The organism is Ideonella sp., from assembly GCF_041914305.1.
Lineage (GTDB): Bacteria > Pseudomonadota > Gammaproteobacteria > Burkholderiales > Burkholderiaceae_C > Ideonella.
The window spans coordinates 43,680-65,564 of record NZ_JAYSDQ010000028.1; the positions used below are offsets into that span (position 1 = coordinate 43,680).

The following is a 21,885-nucleotide window of genomic DNA, read 5'->3' on the forward strand; positions in this document are numbered from 1 at the left end:
ACCCACCGCGGCCGCTACTGCGGAGTGAGGCGGAAGCCAATACTCTTCTCCGCGACTCCGTAGGCCGCGATCTGGCCGTGTCGATTGACGCCGGCTGCCCATTCGAGCTTCACTGACGAGCCATCCGCGGCCGTGCACCCGCCTTCGATCAGCAATGAATTGAGATCGACAGGGCCTGGCGCCCCGTCGAACCAGACCACCGCCGTCCTGGACGCCGGAAAGGCCTCGGATGCACCGACAATCGTTCCAGTGTCATTGACGGCGCTGGCATAGCCTGCCTGCGCACCCGTCAGTAGACCCAAATCCGTGATGACGCCGCTGCGCCACGCAACCGCGCGGTACAGCCAAGGTTCGCCGCCGGCGATGTTGCTGATTCCGACAATGAGTCCGTGGCTGTTCGAGGCCGATGCCACGGATCGCGCACCGCCGTCGAGCACACCAAGATCAGTCATCACGCCGTGGTCCCAACTCGTGGCGTGCGAGTGAAACTCGTCGACTGTCCGGACGCCGACAATCAGTCCATCATCATTGATGTGCCTGGCGTCGCTGTCTTGCTCGTCGTTCGGATCCACGAGCTCGACGATCGATCCCTGGTCCCACACTACCGCGTGCCATCGCTTCCCGCCGGCAAGGCTTTTGCCCGCGATCTGGCCAGCGTTGTTGACGCCAAAGGCGTAGGAGTTCCTGTGCGGTCCGGGGAGGTCCTGCAACTCCAGCTCGACGCCATCGACCCATGTCAGCGCACCAACCCTGCCATCTTTCCGAACGGCAGTGCCGACGACCTGCCCTGCATCGTTGAGGGCACTGGCATAGGACTCGCGCTTCCTGCGGGTTAGGCGCGAAGCGCCCAGGTTCTTTCCCCAGCGGTAGGCAATAGCGTCGGGAGGAGCGTCAGGCCTCACAGTCCCAACGATTTCACCGCGGGAATTGACGGCTGCGGGCCGCACGTCGAGATCATCAGCTTTGACGCGCAGGCGCTCGCATCGGTAGCTGGGAAGCGCCGCCACAGCGCCCATACTCATGCCGATCGAAATGATGACAATCAGTTGCCTCTTCATCGTGCCCTCCCGTTGGAATCTCTTAGAACTTGCCGGTTGCCAAGCCATGAGGCCTCAGCGGCATCATTGTCTTGGTACGCAATCAGCCGGGTCTCATCACAGTTGCTGAGGTGATGTTCCTTGCACCGCGCCCGATCTCATGTCCAGGACATGAGATCGACCGGCCGCGAAGCGCCGTCCCATTTCCCAGACTCACCGCTTCAGCGTCCCGCGCCGCGCCTCTTCTGCGTCATCTGCCCCACCGCCAGCACCGCCTGCGTGCGTGAGCTGACGCCCAGTGCGCGCAGCACCGCCTGCACGTGGTCCTTGATGGTCTCGACCGAGAGGCCCAGGCGGCGGGCGATGTCTTTGTTGGACTTGCCTTGCAGCAGCAGCGTCAGCACATCGGCCTGGCGCGGCGTGATGCCGAGTTCTTCGAACGACGGCAGGCTCTCGCCCGGGGCCGGGGCACCGGGCGGCGAGGTGGGTTCGGGCTCGTCGGCGTCACGCACCGGGTTGACGGTCATCGTCGGCACGTAGATGCCGCCGGCCATCACCAGGCGCAGCGCATCGGCCAGGTCTTCGGTGGTCATGCGCTTGGGCAGGAAACCCATCGCGCCAAGGTCGATCGCCTGGATCACGTCGCTGGCGCGGTCGGACGAGCTCAGCACCACCACCGACAGCTCGGGGTCGGTCTGGCGCACCTCGGTCAGCAACTCGAAGCCGTTGGCGTCGCCCAGCTGCAGGTCGAGCAGCATCAGGTCGTGGTCTTGCTGCACACGCAGCGTGAAGCGGGCTTCTTTTGCGCTGGACACGGCGTTGACCACCACGCCGGGGCTCAGGTTCTCGATCATGGCCTTCAGCGCGGACAGGATCAGGGGGTGGTCATCGACCAGCAGGACTTTCATCAAGGGCTTGTGGCTCTGTGGGTCTCTCAAAGAAACGAAGGGCCGTTCCCGAGTTCTTTGATCCCCTCGGGGGCGGGCTCGGCTTGCCGAGACCTCGGGCGCTCAGTTTGGGATCGTAGCTGTCAAACGAAGCGGCGGGTCAATGACTCTGCCACGCACACTGGTTTGCTGGCGCCTTCGCGCTCGATCGTCGCCTCGACCAGCAACTGCGCCCCGCCCTCGATCGGCTCGTAGGCCAGCAGCTTGAACTGCGCGCGCAGCCGGCTGTCCACCGGCACCGGCGCCGGAAAGCGCACCTTGTTCAGGCCGTAGTTCAGGCCCATGCGCGTGTCGGCCACCACGAAGCCGTGGTCGAAGAACCAGGGCAGCAGCGACAGCGTGAGAAAACCATGCGCCACCGTGCCACCAAAGGGGCCGGCGGCCGCACGCACCGGGTCGACGTGGATCCACTGGTGGTCGCCGGTCGCGTCGGCAAACCGGTCGATACGGGCCTGGTCGACGGTGATCCAGTCGCTGACGCCCAGCACCTCGCCCACGCGGCCGGCCAGGTCGGCCAGGTGCTCGATCTGGGCCGTCATGCGGCCACCCAGGTCAGCAGCGGCTCCCACTGTGCCAGGTCGCGCTCGACGCGGCTGGGCGCCACGTCCCACAGCGTCAGGCCGTGGGCGGCCAGGTGCACGTAGTTCTGCGTGTCGCGGATCGTGGCCACCATCGGCGCCGGCAGCGTGGCCACGTATTCCTGCAGCCGCTCTTGCGCAATGGTGTGGTCCTTGACCCGCATGCCGACCAGGCCGATGCGGATCTTGGCCGCCCGCGGGTGGCCGCGCAGCTCGGCCAGGAAGGCGTGGGTGGCCTGGATGTCGAACAGGCTGGGCTGCAGCGGCACCAGCATCAGGTCGGCCAGGTTCAGCAAGGCCTTCAGCTTCTTGTCGTGCAGGCCGGCCGGCGTGTCGACCACGACGTGGGTGGTGCCCTTGGGCGGCCGCACCTGGCCGGTGTCTTCGCGGATCTCCCAGCTGGCGATGGCCGGCGCCGCCGGCGGCCGCAGCTGCAGCCACTGCCGCGACGACTGCTGGCGATCGAGGTCACCCAGCATCACCGCGTGGCCCTGGCGCGCCAGGGCGCCGGCCAGGTTGGTGGCCAGCGTGCTCTTGCCCACGCCCCCTTTGGGATTTGCGATCGCGATCACCGGCATGCGCTCTCGTCTCCTGTTGTGGCCAGGCCGACCCGGGCTTCGCAACCCAGGCTCCAGATTCGAAGGTATGGTAACGGCCAGCCCACGGGCCCCCGCCCCGGATGAACCCCGGCGGCGCGGGCGGCCCTCTCGCCCCCGCCTTCCTCGCCCCCTCCCGGCCCATCCATGCCCGCACCTGCCCCTGCCGCCCCCGAGATCGTCGTGCTGGTGGCCCACCCTCGGCTCGACCACTCGCGCGTCAACCGTGCCCTGCTCCAGGCGGCCCATGCCCTGCCCCCCGGCCGCGCGCTGGTGCGCGACCTGTACCGCATCTACCCCGACTACCTGATCGACATCGACGCCGAACGCGCGCTGCTCGCACAGGCCAAGCTGGTGGTCTGGCAGTTTCCCTTCCATTGGTACGGCATGCCGGCGCTGCTGAAGCTGTGGCTGGACGAGGTGTTCGGCTTCGGCTGGGCCTATGGGCCGGGCGGCAACGCGCTGCGCGGCAAAGACCTGTGGCTGGTGGTCAGCACCGGTGGCGCCGAAGACGCCTACCACCCCAGCGGCCACAACCGCCACTTCATCGACGCCTTCTGGCCGCCGGCCGAGCAGACCGCCGCGCTGGCCGGCATGCGCTTTCTGCCGCCGCTGGTGCTGCATGCCGCACACCGCGTCGACGACGACACCGTGCGGGCCCACGCAGCGATGTACGCCGAGCTCCTGGCCAGCTACCCGAACTGGCCCGAACTGGCCGAGCTGGAGGTCGACACCTCCTGCTTCGTGCCCGCCACCGACCGCCCCGAAGAAGACTGAAAGCCCCGCCGCGATGGAAGAAGTACACACGACAAGCTGGCTGCTGACCAGCCTGGTCTACCTCGGCGCCGCGGTGCTGGCGGTGCCGCTGGCCCGGCTGGCCGGGCTGGGCTCGATCATCGGCTACCTGGCCGCCGGCATCGTCATCGGCCCGTGGGGCCTGAAGCTGGTGACCGATGCGCAGGCGATGTTGCATTTCGCCGAATTCGGCGTCGTGCTGATGCTGTTCCTGGTCGGGCTGGAGCTCGAGCCGCGGCGGCTGTGGGCCTTGCGCCGGCCGATCTTCGGCTGGGGCGCGGTGCAGACGCTGGGCTCGGCCGCGCTGATGTGCGGCGCCGCGGTCGCGCTGGGGGCCGATTGGCGGCTCGCGCTGGTCGCGTCGCTGGGGCTGGCCTTGTCGTCCACCGCGATCGGGCTGGGCGTGCTGGCCGAACGCAACCTGATGTCGACCACCTCGGGCCAGAGCGTGCTCAGCGTGGCGCTGTTCCAGGACATCGCTGCGATCCCGATCCTGGCGCTGGTGCCCTTGCTGGCCGTGGGGGGCGGCGGCAGCGAGGGCGGCGGCTGGGCCGGGGCGCTGAAGGCCGTCGCGGTGATCGCCGTCATCGTGCTGGGCGGCCGGTTGCTGCTGCGGCCCGCGTTGCGCTGGATCGCGCAAAGCAAGACACCCGAGATCTTCACCGCCGCCTCGCTGCTGCTGGTGGTGGCCACCGCGGCCTTGATGCAGGCGGTGGGCCTGTCGATGGCGCTGGGCGCTTTTCTCGCCGGCGTGCTGCTGGCCGAGAGCGAATACCGGCGCGAGCTGGAGACCGACCTCGAGCCCTTCAAGGGGCTGCTGCTGGGGCTGTTCTTCATCGCCGTCGGCATGAGCATCGACTTCGGCGCGGTCTGGGCCCACCCGGCCTGGGTGGCTGGGCTGGTCGTGGCCTTCTTGCTGCTGAAGGCGCTGGTGCTGGCGGTGATGGCGCGCTTGATGCCGATCCCGCTGGTCGAGCGGCCGGTGTTCGTGATCCTGCTGGCGCAAGGCGGCGAGTTCGGCTTCGTCGTCTTCCAGGCCGCTGCGCAGGCCGGGGTGATCGAGGCCCAGACCTCGTCGCTGCTGGTGGCGGTGGTCGCGCTGTCGATGTTGCTGACACCGCTGCTGCTGGTGGGCGCCGACCGCTGGTGCGCGAGCCGCGCGGCTGGCCGGCCCGATGACCACGGGCTCGCCCCGATCTCCGAGGCGCAGGACGCGCCGATCATCATCGCCGGCTTCGGCCGCTACGGGCAGATCGTCGGCCGGCTGCTGTTTGCCAACGGGTTGCGGGCCACCGTGCTGGAACACTCGGCCGAGCAGGTCGAAAGCCTGCGCAAATGGGGCTGGCGGGTCTACTACGGCGACGCGACGCGGCTGGACCTGCTGCGCGTGGCCGGCGCCGGCAGCGCCAAGGTGCTGGTGGTGGCGATCGACGACATCGAGCAAAGCCTCGCCGTGGTCGACCTGGCGCGGGCCCATTTCCCGAACCTGACGCTGGTCGTGCGGGCGCGCAACGCGCAGCACTGGTACGACCTGAACAAGCGCGGCGTCACGCACATCGAGCGCGAGACCTTCGATTCGGCGCTGATGTCGGGCCGCAGCGTGCTGGAGACGCTGGGCTTCGAGCCCCACCATGCGCGCACGCTGGCGCTCAAGTTCCGCCGCCACAGCGTCGAGCAGTTGCACGCGCTCGCGCCGCACCGCGGCGACCAGGCCCGCCTGATGGCGATGGCCAAGGCGGGCCGGCAGCAGCTGGAAGAAATGTTTGCGCAGGACCGCGCGCATCGGGCCGAACACCCCGGCGGCAAAGGCTGGCACGCCGAGGACGACACCCAAGCCACCCAAGCCACCCAAACGCCCACGCCGCGCTGAAGGCTTCAGCGCGGCGACAGCGAACTCAGGTTGCCGTCAATTCGAATTGCTGGGCTCCGGGGCCGGTTGCGGCACCGGCGTGGGGGCGGGCACCGGCAGCGGTGGCTGCGGTGAGGTCTCGGGCAGCGGCTGGGGCACCTGGGCGGACGGCATCGGTGTCGGCACGGGCGCCGGGTCGGGCACCGCCGGGGCCGGCGTCGGCTCAGGCAACGGGGCGCGCAGGTCGGGGCTTGGCGCTGCAGGTTGTTGGACGGCAGGCGTGCGAGGAGCTGCGGGGGTCGAACGCTGCACCGGCGCTGGCGCTTCGGCGCGTGGCTTCACGGCCGGGGCGGGTGCCGGCTCAGTCACCGCTGGCGCGGGGGGCGCGGCCTCGGTGGCGGGGACGGCTGCAGGGACGGGGGCGGGTGCCGCCGCTTCGGTCGTTGCCGTCGCCGGGGTGGGCGTGCCCGCCGCCGGCGGCTCGGTCACGATGGACTCGGTCGCCTGACCTTGTGCCAGCGTGGTGTCGTGGTCGTTGTGCTTGAACCGGTAGTTCATGCCCACCACCAGCGCCGCCACGGCCACGCCGATGACGACGGCCGGAACGATCCGCTTGCCGCCCGAGGGCGCCTCCCACTGTTGGGCAGCCGTGGACGAAGGTCCGGTTGACGCGGAGGGCGGCTGCCACAAAGACGCTTCAACCGAGGCGTCCACATCCGGCGTGGTGGAGGAATAGCTGGTCGGGGAGTAGGTGGTCTTTTCCATGGCCCTCAGCTTGAAGCGATGGCCGGCGGCGCACCATGGGACAGCAGCCGCACTCTTTGTCGGCCTGCTCCTACAAATCCTGTGACAAGCGGTGTTCGACGTAAGCGGTTCCGTCCTATCTGCCGGCAGACCACCTGTCTTACCGGGCAGCTAACGCCACGCGTCGTAGACCAGCTTGCTGCCGGTGAGCGCCATGCCGATGTGGAACAGGCGGTAGAACCACACCGGGTCGAGGCGGCGCACCACGTGCAGGCCCAGCCACACGCCGACCGGTGCAAACGGCGCCAGCGCCAGCGAGGTCGACAGGTTGCGCAGGTCGATCAGCCCGAGCCACGCATAGGGCACCCACTTGCTGGCATTGATCGCCGCAAAGAAGACCGACATCGTCGCGGTGAAGACCATCGGCGGCAGCTTCAGCGGCAGCACATAGAAGCTCACCGGTGGGCCGCCGGCATGGGCCACGAAGCTGGTGAAGCCCGAGGTGGCACCGAGCAGCCAGCCCAGCCAGCGCGGCGGCGGTGGCGCGTCCGCCCGCGGCGGGAAGGCGATGCGAATGGCCAGGAACGCCAGCGTGATGACGCCGACGACGCCGGCCACCGTCTTGGCCGACAGCACGCCGAACAGCAGCGTGCCGATCACCGTGCCGATCAGCCCGGCCGGCAGCAGCAATCGCACCAGGGCCTTGTCACGCTGGCGGATCAACGCGGCCAGGCCCATGGCGTCCATGATCGCCAGCAAGGGCAGCATGATCGCCGCGGCCTGCGGCACCGGCACGGCCAGCGCCATCAGCGGCACCGCGAGCGCGCCGAAGCCGGCCCCGAAACCACTCTTGGACAGGCCCATCAGCACCACCGACGGCACCGCCACCGCATAGAACCAGGGGTCGGTGATCACCCGGCGGTGGCCTCAGGCGAATGCGCAGGCTTCGTCGAAATCCAGCCGCGGGTCACGCGGGTGCAGCCGGCTGGCGTCGCCATGGCCCAGCGTGCAGACCACGATGCTGCGCTTCGGGCTCGCGGGCCAGAAGGCGGCGTCGACCGCGCCGGCATCGAAGCCGCCCATCGGCCCTGCGTCCAGCCCCAGCGCGCGGGCCGCGATGATGAAGTAGCCGACCTGGATGTGCGCATTGCGGATCGCCGCATCGGTCGTCTTGGCCGGGTTGCCGGCGTACCAGGACCGCGCATCGGCGCTCGGGAACAGGCGGGGCAGCTTCTCGGTGAACAGCAGGTCAGTGCCCAGGATGGCGGCGACCGGTGCGGCGCGCACCTTGGCCTGGTTGCTGCCCGGGTTCATGCACTGCGCCAGCGTCTCACGCGCTTCGGGCGTGCGCACGAAGACGATGCGCAGCGGGGTGCAGTTGCCCGAGGTCGGGCCGAATTTCACCAGCTCGTAGATCGCCTGCAGCGTGGCATCGGGCACCTCGCCGGGCAGATAGCCCCTGGCGGTGCGGGCTTGCGTGAACAAGGCTTCGGTGGTGACGTGCATGGCGCGCTGGGGGCAAGGCTGCGGGGCGACAATTGTCGAATGTTCCAACCCTCCCAGCACGACGTCCGGCGATTCTTCTGCGAAGTCGCCGCCAAGCAGAAGCAGCGTGCCCCGCTGGCCGCGATCGAGGTGCTGGCCGGTGGCTGGATCGACGAACACCCCGAATACGCCACCGACTTGGCCGACGTCGACGCCGCACTGGCCGCCACCTACAGCGTCGAAGGCGGCAAGACCAACCCGTTCCTGCACCTGGCGATGCACCTGACGATCAGCGAGCAGGTCTCGATCGACCAGCCCCGCGGCATCCGCCAGGCCGTCGAGTTGCTGGCCGCCAAGCGCCAATCGCTGCACGACGCCCACCACGAGGTGATGGAGTGCCTGGGCGAGATGATCTGGGAGTCGCAACGCAGCGGCCGCCCACCAGACGGCCTGGCGTACCTCGACCGGGTGCGCCAACGCGCCACGCGCGACTGACCCAGCCATCGCGCTGGCTCACCCGTTGAGCGCGAGCCCCCCCAATTTGGGGATGACTTTTGGGGATGCCGTTTGACGGTGAGCTTACCTATGCTCACGACCGCCCAGATCGGGCCGGGGTACGCGCAGTGCGTGCCTCGCCAATCAAGACGAAACGAGCACACCGCATGAAGCAAGTGAAGATCGCCGCCCTGGCCCTGGCCGCCGTGTTCAGCGCACCCGCCGTGATGGCCCAGGAATGCCTGCAAGACCAGTACGGCAACCAGTACAACGTCACCTTCGACGCCGTGAACAAGTCGATCACCGGCGTGGCCACCGTCGTGCAACGCAACAACGAGCAGTGGACGCTCAGCGGCAGCTACGCGACCAACAAGACCGGCACGAAGCGCAAAGAGCAGCAGCTGACGATGACCGACTCCGGCAACACCAACCAGCTGTACATGCTGCGTGGCGTGTACCCGAACTTCGCCTGGTACTACAACGGCGCGTACGGCGCCCAAGAAGGCACCTGGGTCGCCTGCGGCACCGCCGTGGCTGCCAAGGCCGCCAAGACCGAAGGCCGCCAAGGCGTTCGCTGACCTGGCTGGCCCGCTTCGCGGCGGGCCTGCATGAACAACGGGCCGGTCGCGCAAGCGGCCGGCCCGTTTTTCGTCAATGGCGGGGTCGCCTCACTTCAGCTGGACCCACTGCAGCTCGAGCCAGTTGTCGGCCCGGTGCACGACGCTGACGCTCTTGCGTGCCGCCCAGGGGATGAACTGGCGGTGCAGCGGGATGTGGTGCACCTGCTCGTTGTGGCGCAGCAAGGCCTTCTTGATCAGCGCCTTGCGCTTCTCGACATCGGGCTCCTTGCTCGACGCGGCGACCAGCGCATCGAGCTCGTCGTCCTTGAAGTTGCCGCGGTTGTATTCGCCGATGCCCTTCTCGCCCCGGTTGCGGTAGATCGACGTGAAGGTCGTCTCCGCGTCGGTGATCGAGCCACCCCAGCCGAGCATGTACATCGAGGTGTCCATCTTCTCCTGCTTGGGGAAGTAGGTGGCCTTGGGCATCGTGTTCACGCGCACCTTGACCTTGATCTTGTCCCACATGCCGGCCAGCGCGACGCAGATCTTCTCGTCGTTGATGTAGCGGTCGTTCGGGCAGTCCAGCGTCACCTCGAAACCGTCGGCGTAACCCGCGTCGGCCATCAGCTTGCGCGCCGCGGTCAGGTCGAACGGCAGGCGCTTTTCGATCTCGGGGTCGTTGAAATCACCCAGCGGCGACGGCATCACCGCGCCGGTCGGCGTGGCCTGGTTCTTCATCAGCTTGGTCTTGATCGACTCGATGTCGACCGCCTGGTACAGCGCCTTGCGCACCCGCACGTCCTTGAACGGGTTCTTGCCCTTCACGCTGCTGTAGAGCAGCTCGTCGCGGGCCTGGTCCAGGCCGATGAAGAGCACGCGGTTCTCGGGCCCGTCGATGACGCGAACGCCGTCGGTGTTGCGCAGCCGGTCGAGGTCGTTCGACGGCGGGTCGAGGATGAAATCGACCTCGCCCGAGATCAGCGCGGCCACCCGCGTCGGGTCGCTCTTGATCGGGGTGTAGACCACCTCCTGCACATTGCCTTCGATCTTGCCCCAGTAGGCCGGGTTGCGCTTGAGCACCATCTTCACGTCGGGCGCGCGCGAGACCAGCATCCACGGGCCGGTGCCGTTGGCGTGAAGCACGGCGTAGGTCTCTTCCTTGTTGGTGAAGTCCTGCGGCTTGGTGACCTTGTGCTCTTCACACCAGGTCTTGCTCATGATGTAGATGGTGTTCAGGTGCTCGAGGAAGATCGGGTCGAACTGCGTCAGGTTGAATTCGACCGTGTAGTCATCGATCTTCTTCGGCTCGCCCAGCGCGGTGGCGTAGTTGGCGATCTGCGAGGTCTTTTCCTTCGCGCGGTTGACCGAGAACACCACGTCGTCGGCGGTGAAGTTCTGGCCTTCGTGGAACTTCACGCCCTTGCGCAGCTTGAAGGTCCACTTCAGCGGGCCGTCCTGCTTCCACTCGGTGGCCAGCGACGGCACGATCTTCAGCTGCTTGTCTCGCGCCACGAGAAACTCGTACATCTGGCCGTTCATCGCGTTGGTGAACAACTCGTTCTGCGACACCGGGTCGAGCGTCTGCACGTCGCCGCGGCTGGCCCAGCGGAAGGTCTGGGCCTGGGCCTGGGCACTGCCGGCAGCGCCGGCAACGAGCGCCAGCGACAGCAAGGCCGCTGCAATGGTTCGGGGCATGGTCGGTTCTCCTCGAGCCCCTCGAAGGCGGGGGCGACCGGCGCAGTGTAGGCAAGGCCCATGCCGGTGCAAGCAAGGGGATATCCGCGCCCACATCGGGCGCCCTTGGGGGTCAGCCCCGCTTCGGTGCCATTTCGCCGGCCCACAGCTCGTCGAGCTGCGGAAAGCCCCAGACCTTCGGGTCTTCGCGCGAAACGATCTTGTCGGTCGCGCGGGCCAGGTCCAGCACCTGCACCGACACCGGCATGTTCGACTTGGTCGAGAAGAAGATCTTGACCCGTGGCGCCGCCAGGCTTTGCGGGTTCTGCTCGAGCACCACCGCCAGGCGGCCCGATTGCAGCTTGACCAGCGAGCCGACCGGGTAGATGCCCACGCCCTTGACGAAGGCCTTGAACACGGCCGGGTCGAAGTGCCCCTTCCACGTGGCCATCGCGGCGATCGACGCCGCCGGGTCCCAGCCCATCTTGTAGGGCCGGTCGGAGGTGATCGCGTCGTAGACATCGCACACCGCGCCCATGCGGGCGAACTGGCTGATGCGCTCGGGCGGCAAGCCGCTCGGGTAACCGGTGCCGTCGATCCGCTCGTGGTGGTTCAGGCAGACATCGAGCGCCGCCCCGGGCGCGCCGCGGCCTTCGACCAGCAATTCGTACCCCCGCAACGGGTGGGTCTTCATCAGCGTGTATTCGTCGTCGGTCAGCTTGCCGGGTTTGTTCAGCACATCCAGCGGCATCGCGGCCTTGCCCAGGTCGTGCATCAGCCCTGCCAGACCGACCTCGCGGCAGGCATCGGCCGACAGGCCGAGCTCGCGGCCCAGCGTGATCATCAGCGCGCACACCGCCACCGAGTGCAGGTAGGTGTAGTCGTCCTGCGTCTTCAGCCGCGCCAGGCTGACCAGCGCCCCCGGGTTGCGAAACACCGAGTCGGCGATGTCGTTGACCAGCGGCAGGCATTGCTCGGCGTCGGCCGCCCGGCCCAACCGCGCCTCGCTGAACATCGACTTGACCTGCGCATGGGCCTGGCGGCACAGCGCGGCGGCCTGCTTCAGCTCTTCCTGCAGCGTGTGGCTGGGGGCGGGGGGCATGGCCGGCGCCGCGGCGCGGGCCGCAGCGGGCGGGGCTGGCGGCGGCGCGGCCACAGGCGGCGCGAGCGGCGCGGGCGCGACGGCGCCGGCGCTGGCCTCGGGCGCCACGTCCAGGCCCTTGCTGATGTCGATCCACACGCCGGCCACGCCGCTGGCCCGCAGCTTGGCCAGGTCCGCCGGGTCGCGGATGACGAAGCGGGTCTTCCAGAACGGGTGGTCCATCCAGGGGCCGTCCAGCGCATGCAGGTGCATGCCCACGCGGACCTGGTCGACGGTGATCTTCTTGAGCATGGCCGGGGGGCTTTAGGCGCGCGGGACTGCCAAGGCGCGCACCATCCTCTCGTTGTGGGCTATCGGCCGGCCAGCCGCAAACTGAAGCCCGTGAAGCCCAGCCAAAAGAAAAGCCGCTGATTCAGCGGCTTGACTGGCGGGCCCCATACCGGGCTTTGCACCGAGCTGGCTCAGCGGAATTTCGCGTGCGAGACCGTCTTCAGCTCGCCCGGCAGGCTCGACAGGAACGACGCGATCTGCTCGATCTCGCCCTCGCTCAGCGGCTTGGCCATCGCGCCCATCGTGGCGTTGGCGCGGCCCACCATGTGATTGCCTTCGGTCTGGTAGGCGCGCAGCGACACCTTCAGGTAGTCGGCGTACTGGCCGGCCAGGCGGGGGTTGGCCGGGTCGGTGGTGTTGTTGAAGTTGGTGCCGTGGCAGGTCACGCAGACGGCCATGCGCTCTTTCAGCTGGGCCGGGATCTCGGCCTGGGCCGGCGCGGTGGCGGCGGCATCCTTGCCGTGGGCTTCGTAGTAGGCCGACAGGTCGGCGATGTCCTGGTCGGTCAGCGAGCCGGAGATGGCGCGCATCGTCGGGTGCATGCGGTCACCCTTGCGATAGGCCTCGAGCGCGGCGGTGATGTACTTGCCGTTCTGGCCCGAGATCTTCGGCACGCGGTAGATCTGCGGGAAGCTGGCCTGGTAACCCTCGATGCCATGGCAGCCGATGCACATGGCGTTCTTCTTCTCGCCGGCCTTGGCGTCGCCCGTGACGCCTTGCGCCTGGGCCAGGGTGGCGGAGGCGACCAGCGCCACGAAAAGAGTGATTGCCTTGATGTTCTTCATCGCCTGAGTCGAGAGGTCATTCGAGCGGATCAAGGATTATAGGGGCGCGCCTATACTGTTCCGGCCACCCCCACCCTGCCCGGCGCACACGCCACTTTTCCCATGAAATTCGAAGGCACCGACAAGTACGTCGCCACCCCGGACCTGATGCTGGCGGTCAACGCCGCGATGACCCTCAAGCGCCCGCTGCTGGTCAAGGGCGAGCCCGGCACCGGCAAGACCATGCTGGCCGAGGAGGCCGCCTCGGCGCTGGGGCTGAACCTGCTCGAATGGCACATCAAGAGCACGACCAAGGCGCACCAGGGCCTGTACGAGTACGACGCGGTCAGCCGCCTGCGCGACAGCCAACTCGGCGACGAGCGGGTCAAGGACATCCACAACTACATCGTCAAGGGCGTGCTGTGGCAGGCCTTCACGTCGGACCGGCCGGTCGCGCTGCTGATCGACGAGATCGACAAGGCCGACATCGAGTTCCCGAACGACCTGCTGCGCGAGCTCGACCGGATGGAGTTCCACGTCTACGAGACACGCGAAACCGTGCGCGCCGTGCACCGGCCGCTGGTGTTCATCACCTCGAACAACGAGAAAGAGCTGCCCGACGCGTTCTTGCGCCGCTGCTTCTTCCACTACATCAAGTTCCCGGACGCCGAGACGATGGGCAAGATCGTCGACGTGCACTTCCCGAACCTGAAGAAAGACCTGCTGGCCGCCGCGTTGAAGAGCTTCTACGACGTGCGCAACCTGCCCGGGCTGAAGAAGAAACCATCGACCTCCGAGCTGCTGGACTGGCTGAAGCTGCTGGTGGCCGAGGACATCCCGGTCGAGGCGCTGCGCAGCCGGGACGACAAGGTCTCGCTGCCGCCGCTGGTGGGGGCGCTGCTGAAGAACGAGCAGGATGTGACGCTCTTCGAAAAACTCGTCTTCATGCAGAGGAATAATCGCTGAGAGCCCCCCGAGGGGGCTGAGCCCGGACATGAAAGGTCCAGTGGACCTTTCGTGCCTGGCGAAGGGGCGGGCCACTGGCCCGCCGCGGTCTGCAAGACCGCGCAGCGGACCGGCGAAGCCGGATCCGCGCACGCCACTTGAAGTGAGCGGCGCTACGCGCGCTCAGTCACCCATCGTGAAGACATGATCAACGTTCAACCCGTCACTTTGGAACGTGCGCCGGTTCGGCTGGTGCCGTTGGCGCTGGAGCATGAAGAAGGCCTGAAGGCCGCAGCGGCAGATGGTGAGCTGTGGAACATACGCGTGACGTCCGTGCCGGAGCCGCAGAACACGCTGGCCTACATCACGACGGCGTTGGAGCATCGCGAAGCGGGGCATCGGATGCCGTTTGCGGTGCTCGATTCGGCCACGGGTCGGGTGCTGGGCAGCAGCAGCTACCACGACATCGTGCCGGCCGTCGACCGGCTGGAGATCGGGTGGACGTGGTACGCCAAGAGCGTGCAGCGCAGCGCCGTCAACACCACCGCCAAGCTGCTGTTGCTGCAGCACGCCTTCGACACGCTGGGCGCCCAGCTCGTGGGCTGGCGCACCGACAACTACAACTTCGCCTCGCAGCGCGCGATCGAGCGGCTGGGAGCGAAGAAAGACGGCGTGTTGCGCCACCATGCGCTGCGCCGCGACGGCACGGTGCGTGACACGGTGATGTACAGCCTGGCCGCCGGTGAATGGCCCGAGGTGCGGGCGCACCTCGAATACCAGCTGGCGCGGCCGCGCTGACGCCCGCGAACGCTACAAGCCCAGCTCTTTCAGGATCGCCTCGCGCAGCGCCTGCGCCTCGGGGCTGCCCAGCCGGCGCGGGTGCGGCAGGCTGACTTCGAAGCTGGCCTGGATCGTCGTCGGCCGCGGCGACAGCACCAGCACGCGGTCGGCCATGTAGACCGCCTCGTCGACGTCGTGCGTGATCAGCAGCACCGTGTGGCGCTCTTCGTCGAGGATGCGCAGCAGCTCGTTGCGCATGCGCAGGTTCATCAGCGCGTCGAGCGCCGAGAACGGCTCGTCGAGGTAGAGTATCTCGGGCTTGACGATGAAGGCGCGCGCCAGCTCGACGCGCTTCAACATGCCGCCCGACAGCTCGTGCGGGTAGGCCGACTCGAAACCCTTCAGCCCGACCATCGCCGCGTAGTGGTCGGCCAGCGCGGCGCGCTCGCTGTGCTGGGCCCCGTGGTCTTCGCCGTTGAGGCCGAACATCAGGTTCTGCTGCACCGTCAACCACGGGAACACCGAGCCGTGCTGCGAGATCACGATGCCCTTGGGGCTCGGGCCGGCAAGCGGCGCGCCGTCGATCAGCACCCGGCCGCTGTCGGGCCGCTCGAAGCCGGCGATGACGTTCATCAGCGTCGACTTGCCACAGCCCGACGGGCCGACGATGGCGACGAATTCGCCGTCGGCGATGGTGAAGCCCACACCGCCGATCACCGGCAGCGCGCTGCCCTTGGCGCCCGCGAAGGCCTTGTGCACACCGTCGACGACGATCTTGTTCTTGTTATCGGACATAGCGCCACTTCACGGTCTTGAGGCGTTCGAGCAAACGGGTGAGGCCATCCAGCAGCAGCCCGATCATGCCGATGATGATCATCGCGGCGATCACCAGGTCGTAGCGATTGCCGGCGTTGCGCGAGTCCATGATCAGGTAGCCCAGGCCCGAGCGCAGCGCGATCATCTCGGCCGCCACCACCACCAGCCAGGCCACGCCGATGCCGATGCGCATGCCGACGATGATCTCGGGCAGCACGGCCGGGATCACGACCTGGCGGAACAGCACCGTGCGCGGGACGCCGAAGTTGGCCGCCGCGCGCAGGTAGCGCCGGTCGATCGTGTGCACGCCCGAGGTCGTCTGCACGATCAGCGGAAACACCGACGAGATGAAGATCAGGAAGATCGGCGACACATCGCCGACACCGAACCACAGGATCGCCAGCGGGATCCAGGCGATCGGCGAGATCGGCCGCAGCATCTGGAAGATCGGGTTGAAGGTGCGGTAGGCGCCACCGACCCAGCCCATCCACAGCCCGAGCGGGATGCCCACCAGCACCGCCAGCCCGAAACCGGCGCCGACCCGGAACAGCGACGCGCTGATGTGCTCCCACAGCGTGCCGTCCTCGGCCAGCTCGAGCGCGCCGGTCACCACCGCCCACGGTGTCGGGAAGATCGCACTCTCGGTCTTCACCACCACCGCCCACCAGACGGCGATGACCACCGCCAGCACCGCCAGCGGCGGCAACACCTTGCCGAGCCAGTCGCGCGGCCCGCGGTTTGTCGTTGGGTTCATGGCGCTCAACGCGCTCTCCTTCTCACGCTCGATGTCTTCACCCGTCTCACCCCTTCTTCGTCCAACGCCGCCAGCGCCACTGCAGCGCCTGCCAGCCCGGCGCCGGCGTGGGCGCCACCACCACGCTCATCTGCCCGCTGGCGTGCGCGGTGCAGGCAAAGCTGTAGGTCGACGCCACCTCGAACGGCAGCCGAAAACTCTGGCCCGGCATGATCAGCACCGGGCCGAACTGTTGCGGCACCTCGTCCTGGTTGCGCAGCAGCAGCGTGTCGTTCAGCGCCAGCGTCAGGTCGATGCGGTCGGGCAGGATCTCGACCTTGTCGCCCGCCATGCGCCGCGCCCAGGTGCCCTTGGGGATCTCGAACAGCTCGTCGCGCGAATCGAGCGTGATCGGCGCGAAGGCCGCCCAGCCCGCGCCGGCGAGCAGCACCAACCCCAATGCCAGTGCCAGCAGGCCCGCAGCCCCGCCGAAGAAGCGGCCCCGTGTCACTTCGATGCCAGCAGCAGCTTGAGGTCGTGGACGAAATCCTTGGCCTCGTGCCCGTAGGGCATCATCGCCCGCAACCGGCCCTCGCGGTCGATCAGGTAGACCGAGCTCGAATGGCTCATGCCGTAGCCGCCGCCCGGCCGGGCCACCTTTTCTGCCGCCACGCCGTAGCGCTTGCGCATGGCCGCCAGCGTGTCGGGGCTGCTGGTGCCGCCGATGAAACTGGCGTCGAACGCGCCCAGGTACTGGCGGATGCGAGTGACGTCGTCGCGCTCCGGGTCGACCGTCACGTAGACCACCTGCACCGCGGCCGCGTCGGCGCCCAGCGCCTTGCGGGTCTCGGCCAAAGTGGCGAGCGTCGTCGGGCAGACCTCGGGGCAGTTGGTGAAGCCGAACACCAGCAGCACCAGCTTGCCGCGATAACGGGCCAGCTTCAGCTCGGCCCCGTCGGAGCCTTGCAGCGAAAACTCCGGCGCCGGCTGCGCGGGCTCGAACACGCCGGCCTTCAGCGCCGGGGCGGCCTGCGGGGTGGTGCCAAGCGCCAGCGCCAGCATCAGGCCCGGCAGGCCTCGGGAGAAAACGTGCTTCATCACAGGCTGATCGGGGCTGCCTTGGCCGCCTTGGCAAAACTCTCGTCCACGTATTTCTCGTAGGCCACCGGCGCCTTCAGCGTGCCGGCGTCGACCGACAACTGCATCAGCTCGTCGAACTCGGCGCGGATCATGCGCAGGTCGCCATAGGTCACCCGGTCGGTCGGGTTCTCCATCACGAACTTCAGGATGTTCGGGTCTTGATTGAAGAACTTGCGGCCCGCCGCGATCGCCACCGCTTTGTCGCGGTTGCCCTGCTGCTGGTCCAGCCACTGGCCGGCGCCGAGCACATGGTTGACCAGGTCTTGCACCAGCGCGCGGTCGTCGCGGATCAGCTCTTCGCGCACCGTCAGCACGCAGCAGATGTAGTTGCGCCACTCGTCGCGCGTCATGCGCAGCGGCGTGGCGTAGCCGGCGCGCTGAGCCGACGCGCCGAAGGGCTCGCCGGTGCAGTAGGCGTCGACCGCCTTGGCGTACAGCGCGGCCGGCATGTCCGGTGGCGGCATCTCGATGATCTGGATGTCTTTCGGCGTCATGCCCTCGCGCGCCAGCATCTTGCGCAGGAACAGGAAATCGACCGCGAACCGGCTCGGGATCGCGATGCGCTTGCCGGTCAGGTCCTTGAACTTCTTGTGGGGCGAATCGGTGCGCACCATGATCACCGCACCCGAGCGGTGGCCCAGCGACACGATCTTGACCGGGATCTTCTTGTTCGCCAGGTCCATCACCAGCGGCGCCAGCATGTAGGCCGCCTGGACGCCACCGGTCATCAGCGACTCCTTGATCTCCGGCCAGCCGTTGTACTTGCTGTATTCGAAGCGCTTGCCGGCGGCGTTGCTCGCGGCCCGCGCGCTGCAGGCCACCGGCAGCGTCAGGTTGCAGGTGACCGGCAGGCCACCCACCTGCAGGGCCGAGGGCGCCGCCAGCGCCGGCCAGGCCGGCAGGGCCGCGGCGGCCACGGCACCGCGCAACAGCTGGCGGCGGCCCGGGCTCGGGGCCGGGCCGTCAAATGGAAACTGCTTGTAGGTCATGGCGGCGCTCTGCGCGCAAGGCGCGGTCGCCCATTTTCGCTGCGTGGGGGGGGCGACGCGCTTCGCGTCTTCCCGGCGTCATACTCGCGGGCTCAAACGGTTGACCATTCCGTCACAACCCGCTCACCCGGAGCCTGCATGGCCAAGAAGAAGTTCAACATCGATGCACTGTGGAAAGTCGAGCGCCTGGGCGCCCCCAGCCTGAGCCCCGACGGGGCCCAGGTCGTCTGCTCGCTGGCCCGCTACGACATGGCCGAGAACAAGGGCCAGACCTCGCTGTGGCTGCTGTCCACCCTCGGCGGCCGCCCTCGGGCGCTGACCCACGCCGGCGAGAAAGACGCCCAGCCGCGCTTTTCGCCGCGCGGCGACCTGATCGGCTTCGTCGCCAAGCGCGAGCAGGAAGGCAAGAAGGACGAAGAGCCGCAGTTCTACGTCATCCCGCCGGACGGCGGCGAGGCGCGCCGCGTCGGCCAGGTGGCCACCGGCGTCGAGGCCTTCAAGTGGTTCCCCGACGGCAAGCGCGTGGCGCTGATCAGCTGGGTGCGGCCCGGGCTGCGCGGCGCCGCAGCGCAGGCCAAGGCGCACAAGGCCTTCAAGGCCCGCAAGGAGACCGGCTACGCGACCAGCGAGGCCACCTACCGCTACTGGGACCATTTCGTCCCGCAAGACCGCGTGCCGCACCTGCTGATGCTGGACCTGGCCAGCGGCAAGACCACCGACCTGTTCGAGGGCACTGCCTACGAGCTGACCCGCGCCGACCCCGACGCCGAAGCCTTCGACATCTCGCCCGACGGCAAGCGCATCGTCTTTGCCCAAGACCCGTCGCCGACCAAGCCGGTCGACGCCCGCATGGCGCTGACCGAGCTCGACCTGCGCAGCCGCCGCTTCACCGACATCGCCCGCGACCCCGAGTGGGATTTCGGCCACCCGCGCTACAGCCCCGACGGTGACCGCGTCGCCTTCACCGCCTCGCACCAGGAGCGCAAGCACACCATGCCGCGCCAGCTGGCCGTCTGTCCCCGCGGCGGCGGCCGCTGGGACGTGGTCAGCGCCGAGTGGGACCACGAGGTCAACGCCCCGCTGCGCTGGGAAGAAGACGGCCAGGCGCTGCTGTTCGCCGCCGAGCAGCAGGGGCGCTCGCACCTGTGGCGCTTCGACCTGGCCGACCGCCGCGCCGAGGTCATCGTCGCCGGCGGCACGCTGGCCAGCTTCGACAAGTCCGCCGGCACGCTGGTGACGCTGGGCGACACCGCCGACCACCCGGCCCGGCTGACTGCCCACCTGCCGGGCGAAGAGCCGCGCCGGATCGAAAGCTTCAACGACGCGCTGCTCGGCGGCTACGCCTTCGGCACCCACGAAGAGCGCTGGATCACCGGCGCGCTGGGCGACAAGGTGCAGATGTGGGTCTTCTACCCACCGGGCTTCGACAAGAAGAAGAAATACCCGGTGCTGCACACCATCCACGGCGGGCCGCACACCGCGCCGGGCGACCACTGGCACTACCGCTGGAACTACAAGCTCTTCGCCTCGCAAGGCTACGTGGTGGTCAACGTGAACTACCACGGCTCGTCGAGCTTCGGCCACGCCTTCCTGGACAGCATCACCCACCGCTGGGGCGAGCTCGAGCTGCAGGACATCGAGGCCGCGACCGACTGGGTGCTGAAGCAGCCCTGGGCCGACCGCCGGCGCGTGTTCGCCACCGGCGGCAGCTACGGCGGCTTCATGGTGGCGTGGATGAACGGCCACCTCAAGCCCGGCCGCTACGCCGCCTATGTGTGCCACGCCGGTTGCTACGACTGGACGGCCATGTTCGCCGACGACGCCTACGCCTGGCACGCCAAAGAGCTGGGCGCCTGGTACTGGGACGACCTGGCCAAGGTCAACTCACAGAGCCCGCACGCCTTTGCCGCCGCGATGAAGACGCCCACGCTGGTGATCCACGGCGCGCTCGACTACCGCGTGCCCGACCAGCAGGGCCTGGCCTACTACAACACGCTGAAGGCGCGCGGCGTCGAAGCGCGGCTGCTGTGGTTCCCCGACGAGAACCACTGGGTGCTCAAGCCGCGCAACTCCAAGCTCTGGCATGAAGAGTTCTTCGGCTGGATCGCCGCGCACGACCCGGGGCCGAAGAAGACCTGACCGCCTCGGCGGCCAGCGCAGACGCACGGAGCCCCAGCGAGGTCCATCTGGCCCCATGGGGCGATGCTGCACCCGGTCACGACCGGCAACGCACAATGTGGCACCATCGAGCCGGCGCTCTCGTGGCCCCCCAGGCCGGGCCCGGCCCTTGCCCCACGGGGTTCAAGAAAATCGGGGCGACCCGCCGTTTCTCGAGAGCCCCGTTTCGCGCCCTGCCATGCTGACCAACTTCTTCTTCACCCTGCGCGCCGCCAAGCTGCCGGTGTCGGTCAAGGAATACCTGACCCTGCTCGAAGCGCTGAAAGAAGGCGTGATCGGCCCGTCGATCGACGACTTCTACTTTCTCGCCCGCACCACGCTGGTGAAGGACGAGGCCTTGTTCGACAAGTTCGACCGCGCGTTCTCGGCCTACTTCAAGGGCGTCGAGCTGCTGACCGACTTCGGCAAGGAGATCCCGCTCGAATGGCTGAAGAAGGTGCTCGAAAACGAGCTCAGCCCCGAGCAGAAGGCCGCGATCGAGAAGATGGGCTGGGACGAGCTGATGGAGACGCTGAAAAAGCGCCTCGAAGAGCAGAAAGAGCGCCACGAGGGCGGCAGCAAGTGGATCGGCACCGGCGGCACCAGCCCCTTCGGCCACGGCGGCTACAACCCGCAGGGCATCCGCATCGGGGGGCCGGGCAAGAACAAGAGCGCGGTCAAGGTCTGGGACCAGCGCGCCTACAAGGACTACGACGACTCGCTCGAACTGGGCACGCGCAACATCAAGGTCGCGCTGCGGCGCCTTCGCCGCTTCGCCCGTGAAGGCTCCGAGCTCGAGCTCGACCTGGACGACACCATCCACTGCACCGCGGCCAACGCCGGCATGCTGGACATCAAGCTCGTGCCCGAGCGCCACAACAAGGTCAAGGTGCTGCTGCTGATGGACGTGGGCGGCACGATGGACGAGCACATCCACCGTGTCGAAGAGCTGTTCTCGGCCGCCAAGAGCGAGTTCAAGCACCTCGAGTTCTATTACTTCCACAACTGCGTCTACGACTTCATGTGGAAGAACAACCGGCGCCGCTTCAGCGAGAAGTCGCCGACCTGGGACGTGATCCGCAAGTACAACAAGGACTGGCGGCTGATCTTCGTCGGCGACGCGACGATGAGCCCCTACGAGATCCTGCAGCCCGGTGGCAGCGTCGAATACAACAACGAGGAGCCCGGCGCTGAATGGCTGCAGCGGCTCACCCACGCCTTCCCGAAATACGCCTGGATCAACCCCGAGCCGCAAGGTGTCTGGCAGTACCGGCAGAGCATTTCGATCATGCAGCAGCTGATGCACCAGCGCATGTTCCCGCTCACGCTGGCCGGGCTCGAAGGAGCGATGCGCTTGCTCAGCAAATGA

Annotated in this window: 23 protein-coding genes; 8 read left to right on the plus strand and 15 right to left on the minus strand. The window is 67.9% G+C overall.

Features of this window, described 5'->3' with window-relative positions; genetic code table 11:
* Window positions 1–14: 14 nt before the first annotated feature.
* From ACE3SG_RS27015 to ACE3SG_RS27030, 4 genes are all read right to left on the minus strand, one after another.
* Entirely contained in the window at window positions 15–1,058 is a 1,044-nt protein-coding gene (locus tag ACE3SG_RS27015; protein ID WP_374569359.1) for a hypothetical protein, read from the minus strand.
* 200 nt (window positions 1,059–1,258) lie between these two features.
* Complete coding sequence (locus tag ACE3SG_RS27020; protein WP_374569360.1) at window positions 1,259–1,945, minus strand: response regulator; 687 nt, start codon at window positions 1,943–1,945, stop codon at window positions 1,259–1,261.
* A 122-nt stretch (window positions 1,946–2,067) separates the two neighbouring features.
* Entirely contained in the window at window positions 2,068–2,523 is a 456-nt protein-coding gene (locus tag ACE3SG_RS27025; RefSeq protein WP_374569361.1) for a MaoC family dehydratase, read from the minus strand.
* Window positions 2,520–3,140 carry an AAA family ATPase gene (locus ACE3SG_RS27030; RefSeq protein ID WP_374569362.1) on the minus strand — a complete coding sequence of 207 codons (621 nt, stop codon included), beginning with the start codon at window positions 3,138–3,140 and terminating at the stop codon, window positions 2,520–2,522. Before ACE3SG_RS27030 ends, ACE3SG_RS27025 begins: the two co-directional genes overlap by 4 nt.
* Before the next feature lie 165 nt (window positions 3,141–3,305).
* On the opposite strand from ACE3SG_RS27030, the gene ACE3SG_RS27035 reads away from it, so the two are divergent.
* A complete protein-coding gene (locus tag ACE3SG_RS27035; protein ID WP_374569363.1) occupies window positions 3,306–3,935 on the plus strand; it encodes an NAD(P)H-dependent oxidoreductase in 630 nt (209 codons plus the stop codon).
* Between the two features lie 13 nt (window positions 3,936–3,948).
* Window positions 3,949–5,823, plus strand: coding sequence for a glutathione-regulated potassium-efflux system protein KefC (gene kefC, locus ACE3SG_RS27040; protein ID WP_374569364.1), 1,875 nt, complete (start codon window positions 3,949–3,951; stop codon window positions 5,821–5,823).
* A gap of 36 nt (window positions 5,824–5,859) precedes the next feature.
* On the opposite strand, the gene ACE3SG_RS27045 is transcribed toward kefC, so the two are convergent.
* The 3 genes from ACE3SG_RS27045 to ACE3SG_RS27055 all read right to left on the minus strand — a co-directional run bounded on the left by ACE3SG_RS27045 (window position 5,860) and on the right by ACE3SG_RS27055 (window position 8,052).
* Window positions 5,860–6,567 (minus strand): hypothetical protein, encoded by a 708-nt coding sequence (locus tag ACE3SG_RS27045; RefSeq protein ID WP_374569365.1) that lies wholly within the window; start codon window positions 6,565–6,567, stop codon window positions 5,860–5,862.
* Between the two features lie 150 nt (window positions 6,568–6,717).
* Window positions 6,718–7,410, minus strand: coding sequence for a sulfite exporter TauE/SafE family protein (locus tag ACE3SG_RS27050; RefSeq protein ID WP_374569399.1), 693 nt, complete (start codon window positions 7,408–7,410; stop codon window positions 6,718–6,720).
* A 63-nt stretch (window positions 7,411–7,473) separates the two neighbouring features.
* On the minus strand, window positions 7,474–8,052 hold the full coding sequence (locus ACE3SG_RS27055) for a malonic semialdehyde reductase (protein WP_374569366.1): 579 nt from the start codon (window positions 8,050–8,052) through the stop codon (window positions 7,474–7,476).
* A 39-nt stretch (window positions 8,053–8,091) separates the two neighbouring features.
* Between ACE3SG_RS27055 and ACE3SG_RS27060 the strand changes: the two genes are divergently transcribed.
* Both ACE3SG_RS27060 and ACE3SG_RS27065 read left to right on the plus strand, forming a co-directional pair.
* Window positions 8,092–8,526: a DUF1841 family protein gene (locus ACE3SG_RS27060; protein ID WP_374569367.1), complete on the plus strand. Its 435-nt coding sequence runs from the start codon at window positions 8,092–8,094 to the stop codon at window positions 8,524–8,526.
* 167 nt (window positions 8,527–8,693) lie between these two features.
* Window positions 8,694–9,104, plus strand: coding sequence for a hypothetical protein (locus tag ACE3SG_RS27065; RefSeq protein WP_374569369.1), 411 nt, complete (start codon window positions 8,694–8,696; stop codon window positions 9,102–9,104).
* Window positions 9,105–9,194: 90 nt separating this feature from the next.
* On the opposite strand, the gene ACE3SG_RS27070 is transcribed toward ACE3SG_RS27065, so the two are convergent.
* The 3 genes from ACE3SG_RS27070 to ACE3SG_RS27080 all read right to left on the minus strand — a co-directional run bounded on the left by ACE3SG_RS27070 (window position 9,195) and on the right by ACE3SG_RS27080 (window position 12,977).
* The gene (locus ACE3SG_RS27070) at window positions 9,195–10,781 is read right to left on the minus strand and encodes an ABC transporter substrate-binding protein (RefSeq protein WP_374569370.1); all 1,587 of its coding nucleotides are present in this window, start codon (window positions 10,779–10,781) and stop codon (window positions 9,195–9,197) included.
* Window positions 10,782–10,893: 112 nt separating this feature from the next.
* Window positions 10,894–12,153, minus strand: a complete 1,260-nt coding sequence (locus ACE3SG_RS27075; RefSeq protein WP_374569371.1) for an HD-GYP domain-containing protein — start codon at window positions 12,151–12,153, stop codon at window positions 10,894–10,896.
* 170 nt (window positions 12,154–12,323) lie between these two features.
* Window positions 12,324–12,977 (minus strand): cytochrome c, encoded by a 654-nt coding sequence (locus tag ACE3SG_RS27080; RefSeq protein WP_374569372.1) that lies wholly within the window; start codon window positions 12,975–12,977, stop codon window positions 12,324–12,326.
* Window positions 12,978–13,079: 102 nt separating this feature from the next.
* Between ACE3SG_RS27080 and ACE3SG_RS27085 the strand changes: the two genes are divergently transcribed.
* Both ACE3SG_RS27085 and ACE3SG_RS27090 read left to right on the plus strand, forming a co-directional pair.
* The gene (locus ACE3SG_RS27085) at window positions 13,080–13,922 is read left to right on the plus strand and encodes an AAA family ATPase (RefSeq protein WP_374569374.1); all 843 of its coding nucleotides are present in this window, start codon (window positions 13,080–13,082) and stop codon (window positions 13,920–13,922) included.
* A gap of 183 nt (window positions 13,923–14,105) precedes the next feature.
* Window positions 14,106–14,699 carry a GNAT family N-acetyltransferase gene (locus ACE3SG_RS27090; protein ID WP_374569375.1) on the plus strand — a complete coding sequence of 198 codons (594 nt, stop codon included), beginning with the start codon at window positions 14,106–14,108 and terminating at the stop codon, window positions 14,697–14,699.
* Between the two features lie 12 nt (window positions 14,700–14,711).
* Here ACE3SG_RS27090 and ACE3SG_RS27095 read toward each other — a convergent pair whose 3' ends face one another.
* Genes ACE3SG_RS27095 through ACE3SG_RS27115 form a run of 5 tightly spaced genes read right to left on the minus strand, consistent with a single transcriptional unit; the run spans window position 14,712 to window position 18,359 of the window.
* A complete protein-coding gene (locus ACE3SG_RS27095; protein WP_374569376.1) occupies window positions 14,712–15,476 on the minus strand; it encodes an ABC transporter ATP-binding protein in 765 nt (254 codons plus the stop codon).
* The gene (locus ACE3SG_RS27100) at window positions 15,466–16,251 is read right to left on the minus strand and encodes an ABC transporter permease (protein ID WP_374569377.1); all 786 of its coding nucleotides are present in this window, start codon (window positions 16,249–16,251) and stop codon (window positions 15,466–15,468) included. Before ACE3SG_RS27100 ends, ACE3SG_RS27095 begins: the two co-directional genes overlap by 11 nt.
* Before the next feature lie 46 nt (window positions 16,252–16,297).
* Window positions 16,298–16,741 carry a hypothetical protein gene (locus ACE3SG_RS27105; RefSeq protein WP_374569378.1) on the minus strand — a complete coding sequence of 148 codons (444 nt, stop codon included), beginning with the start codon at window positions 16,739–16,741 and terminating at the stop codon, window positions 16,298–16,300.
* A complete protein-coding gene (locus tag ACE3SG_RS27110; RefSeq protein ID WP_374569379.1) occupies window positions 16,738–17,328 on the minus strand; it encodes an SCO family protein in 591 nt (196 codons plus the stop codon). The genes ACE3SG_RS27105 and ACE3SG_RS27110 overlap by 4 nt, the downstream gene beginning before the upstream one ends.
* A complete protein-coding gene (locus ACE3SG_RS27115; protein ID WP_374569381.1) occupies window positions 17,328–18,359 on the minus strand; it encodes an ABC transporter substrate-binding protein in 1,032 nt (343 codons plus the stop codon). Before ACE3SG_RS27115 ends, ACE3SG_RS27110 begins: the two co-directional genes overlap by 1 nt.
* Window positions 18,360–18,497: 138 nt before the next feature.
* On the opposite strand from ACE3SG_RS27115, the gene ACE3SG_RS27120 reads away from it, so the two are divergent.
* Together ACE3SG_RS27120 and ACE3SG_RS27125 are read left to right on the plus strand one after the other, a co-directional pair.
* Window positions 18,498–20,498 carry a prolyl oligopeptidase family serine peptidase gene (locus tag ACE3SG_RS27120; protein WP_374569383.1) on the plus strand — a complete coding sequence of 667 codons (2,001 nt, stop codon included), beginning with the start codon at window positions 18,498–18,500 and terminating at the stop codon, window positions 20,496–20,498.
* Between the two features lie 217 nt (window positions 20,499–20,715).
* A complete protein-coding gene (locus ACE3SG_RS27125; protein ID WP_374569384.1) occupies window positions 20,716–21,885 on the plus strand; it encodes a VWA domain-containing protein in 1,170 nt (389 codons plus the stop codon).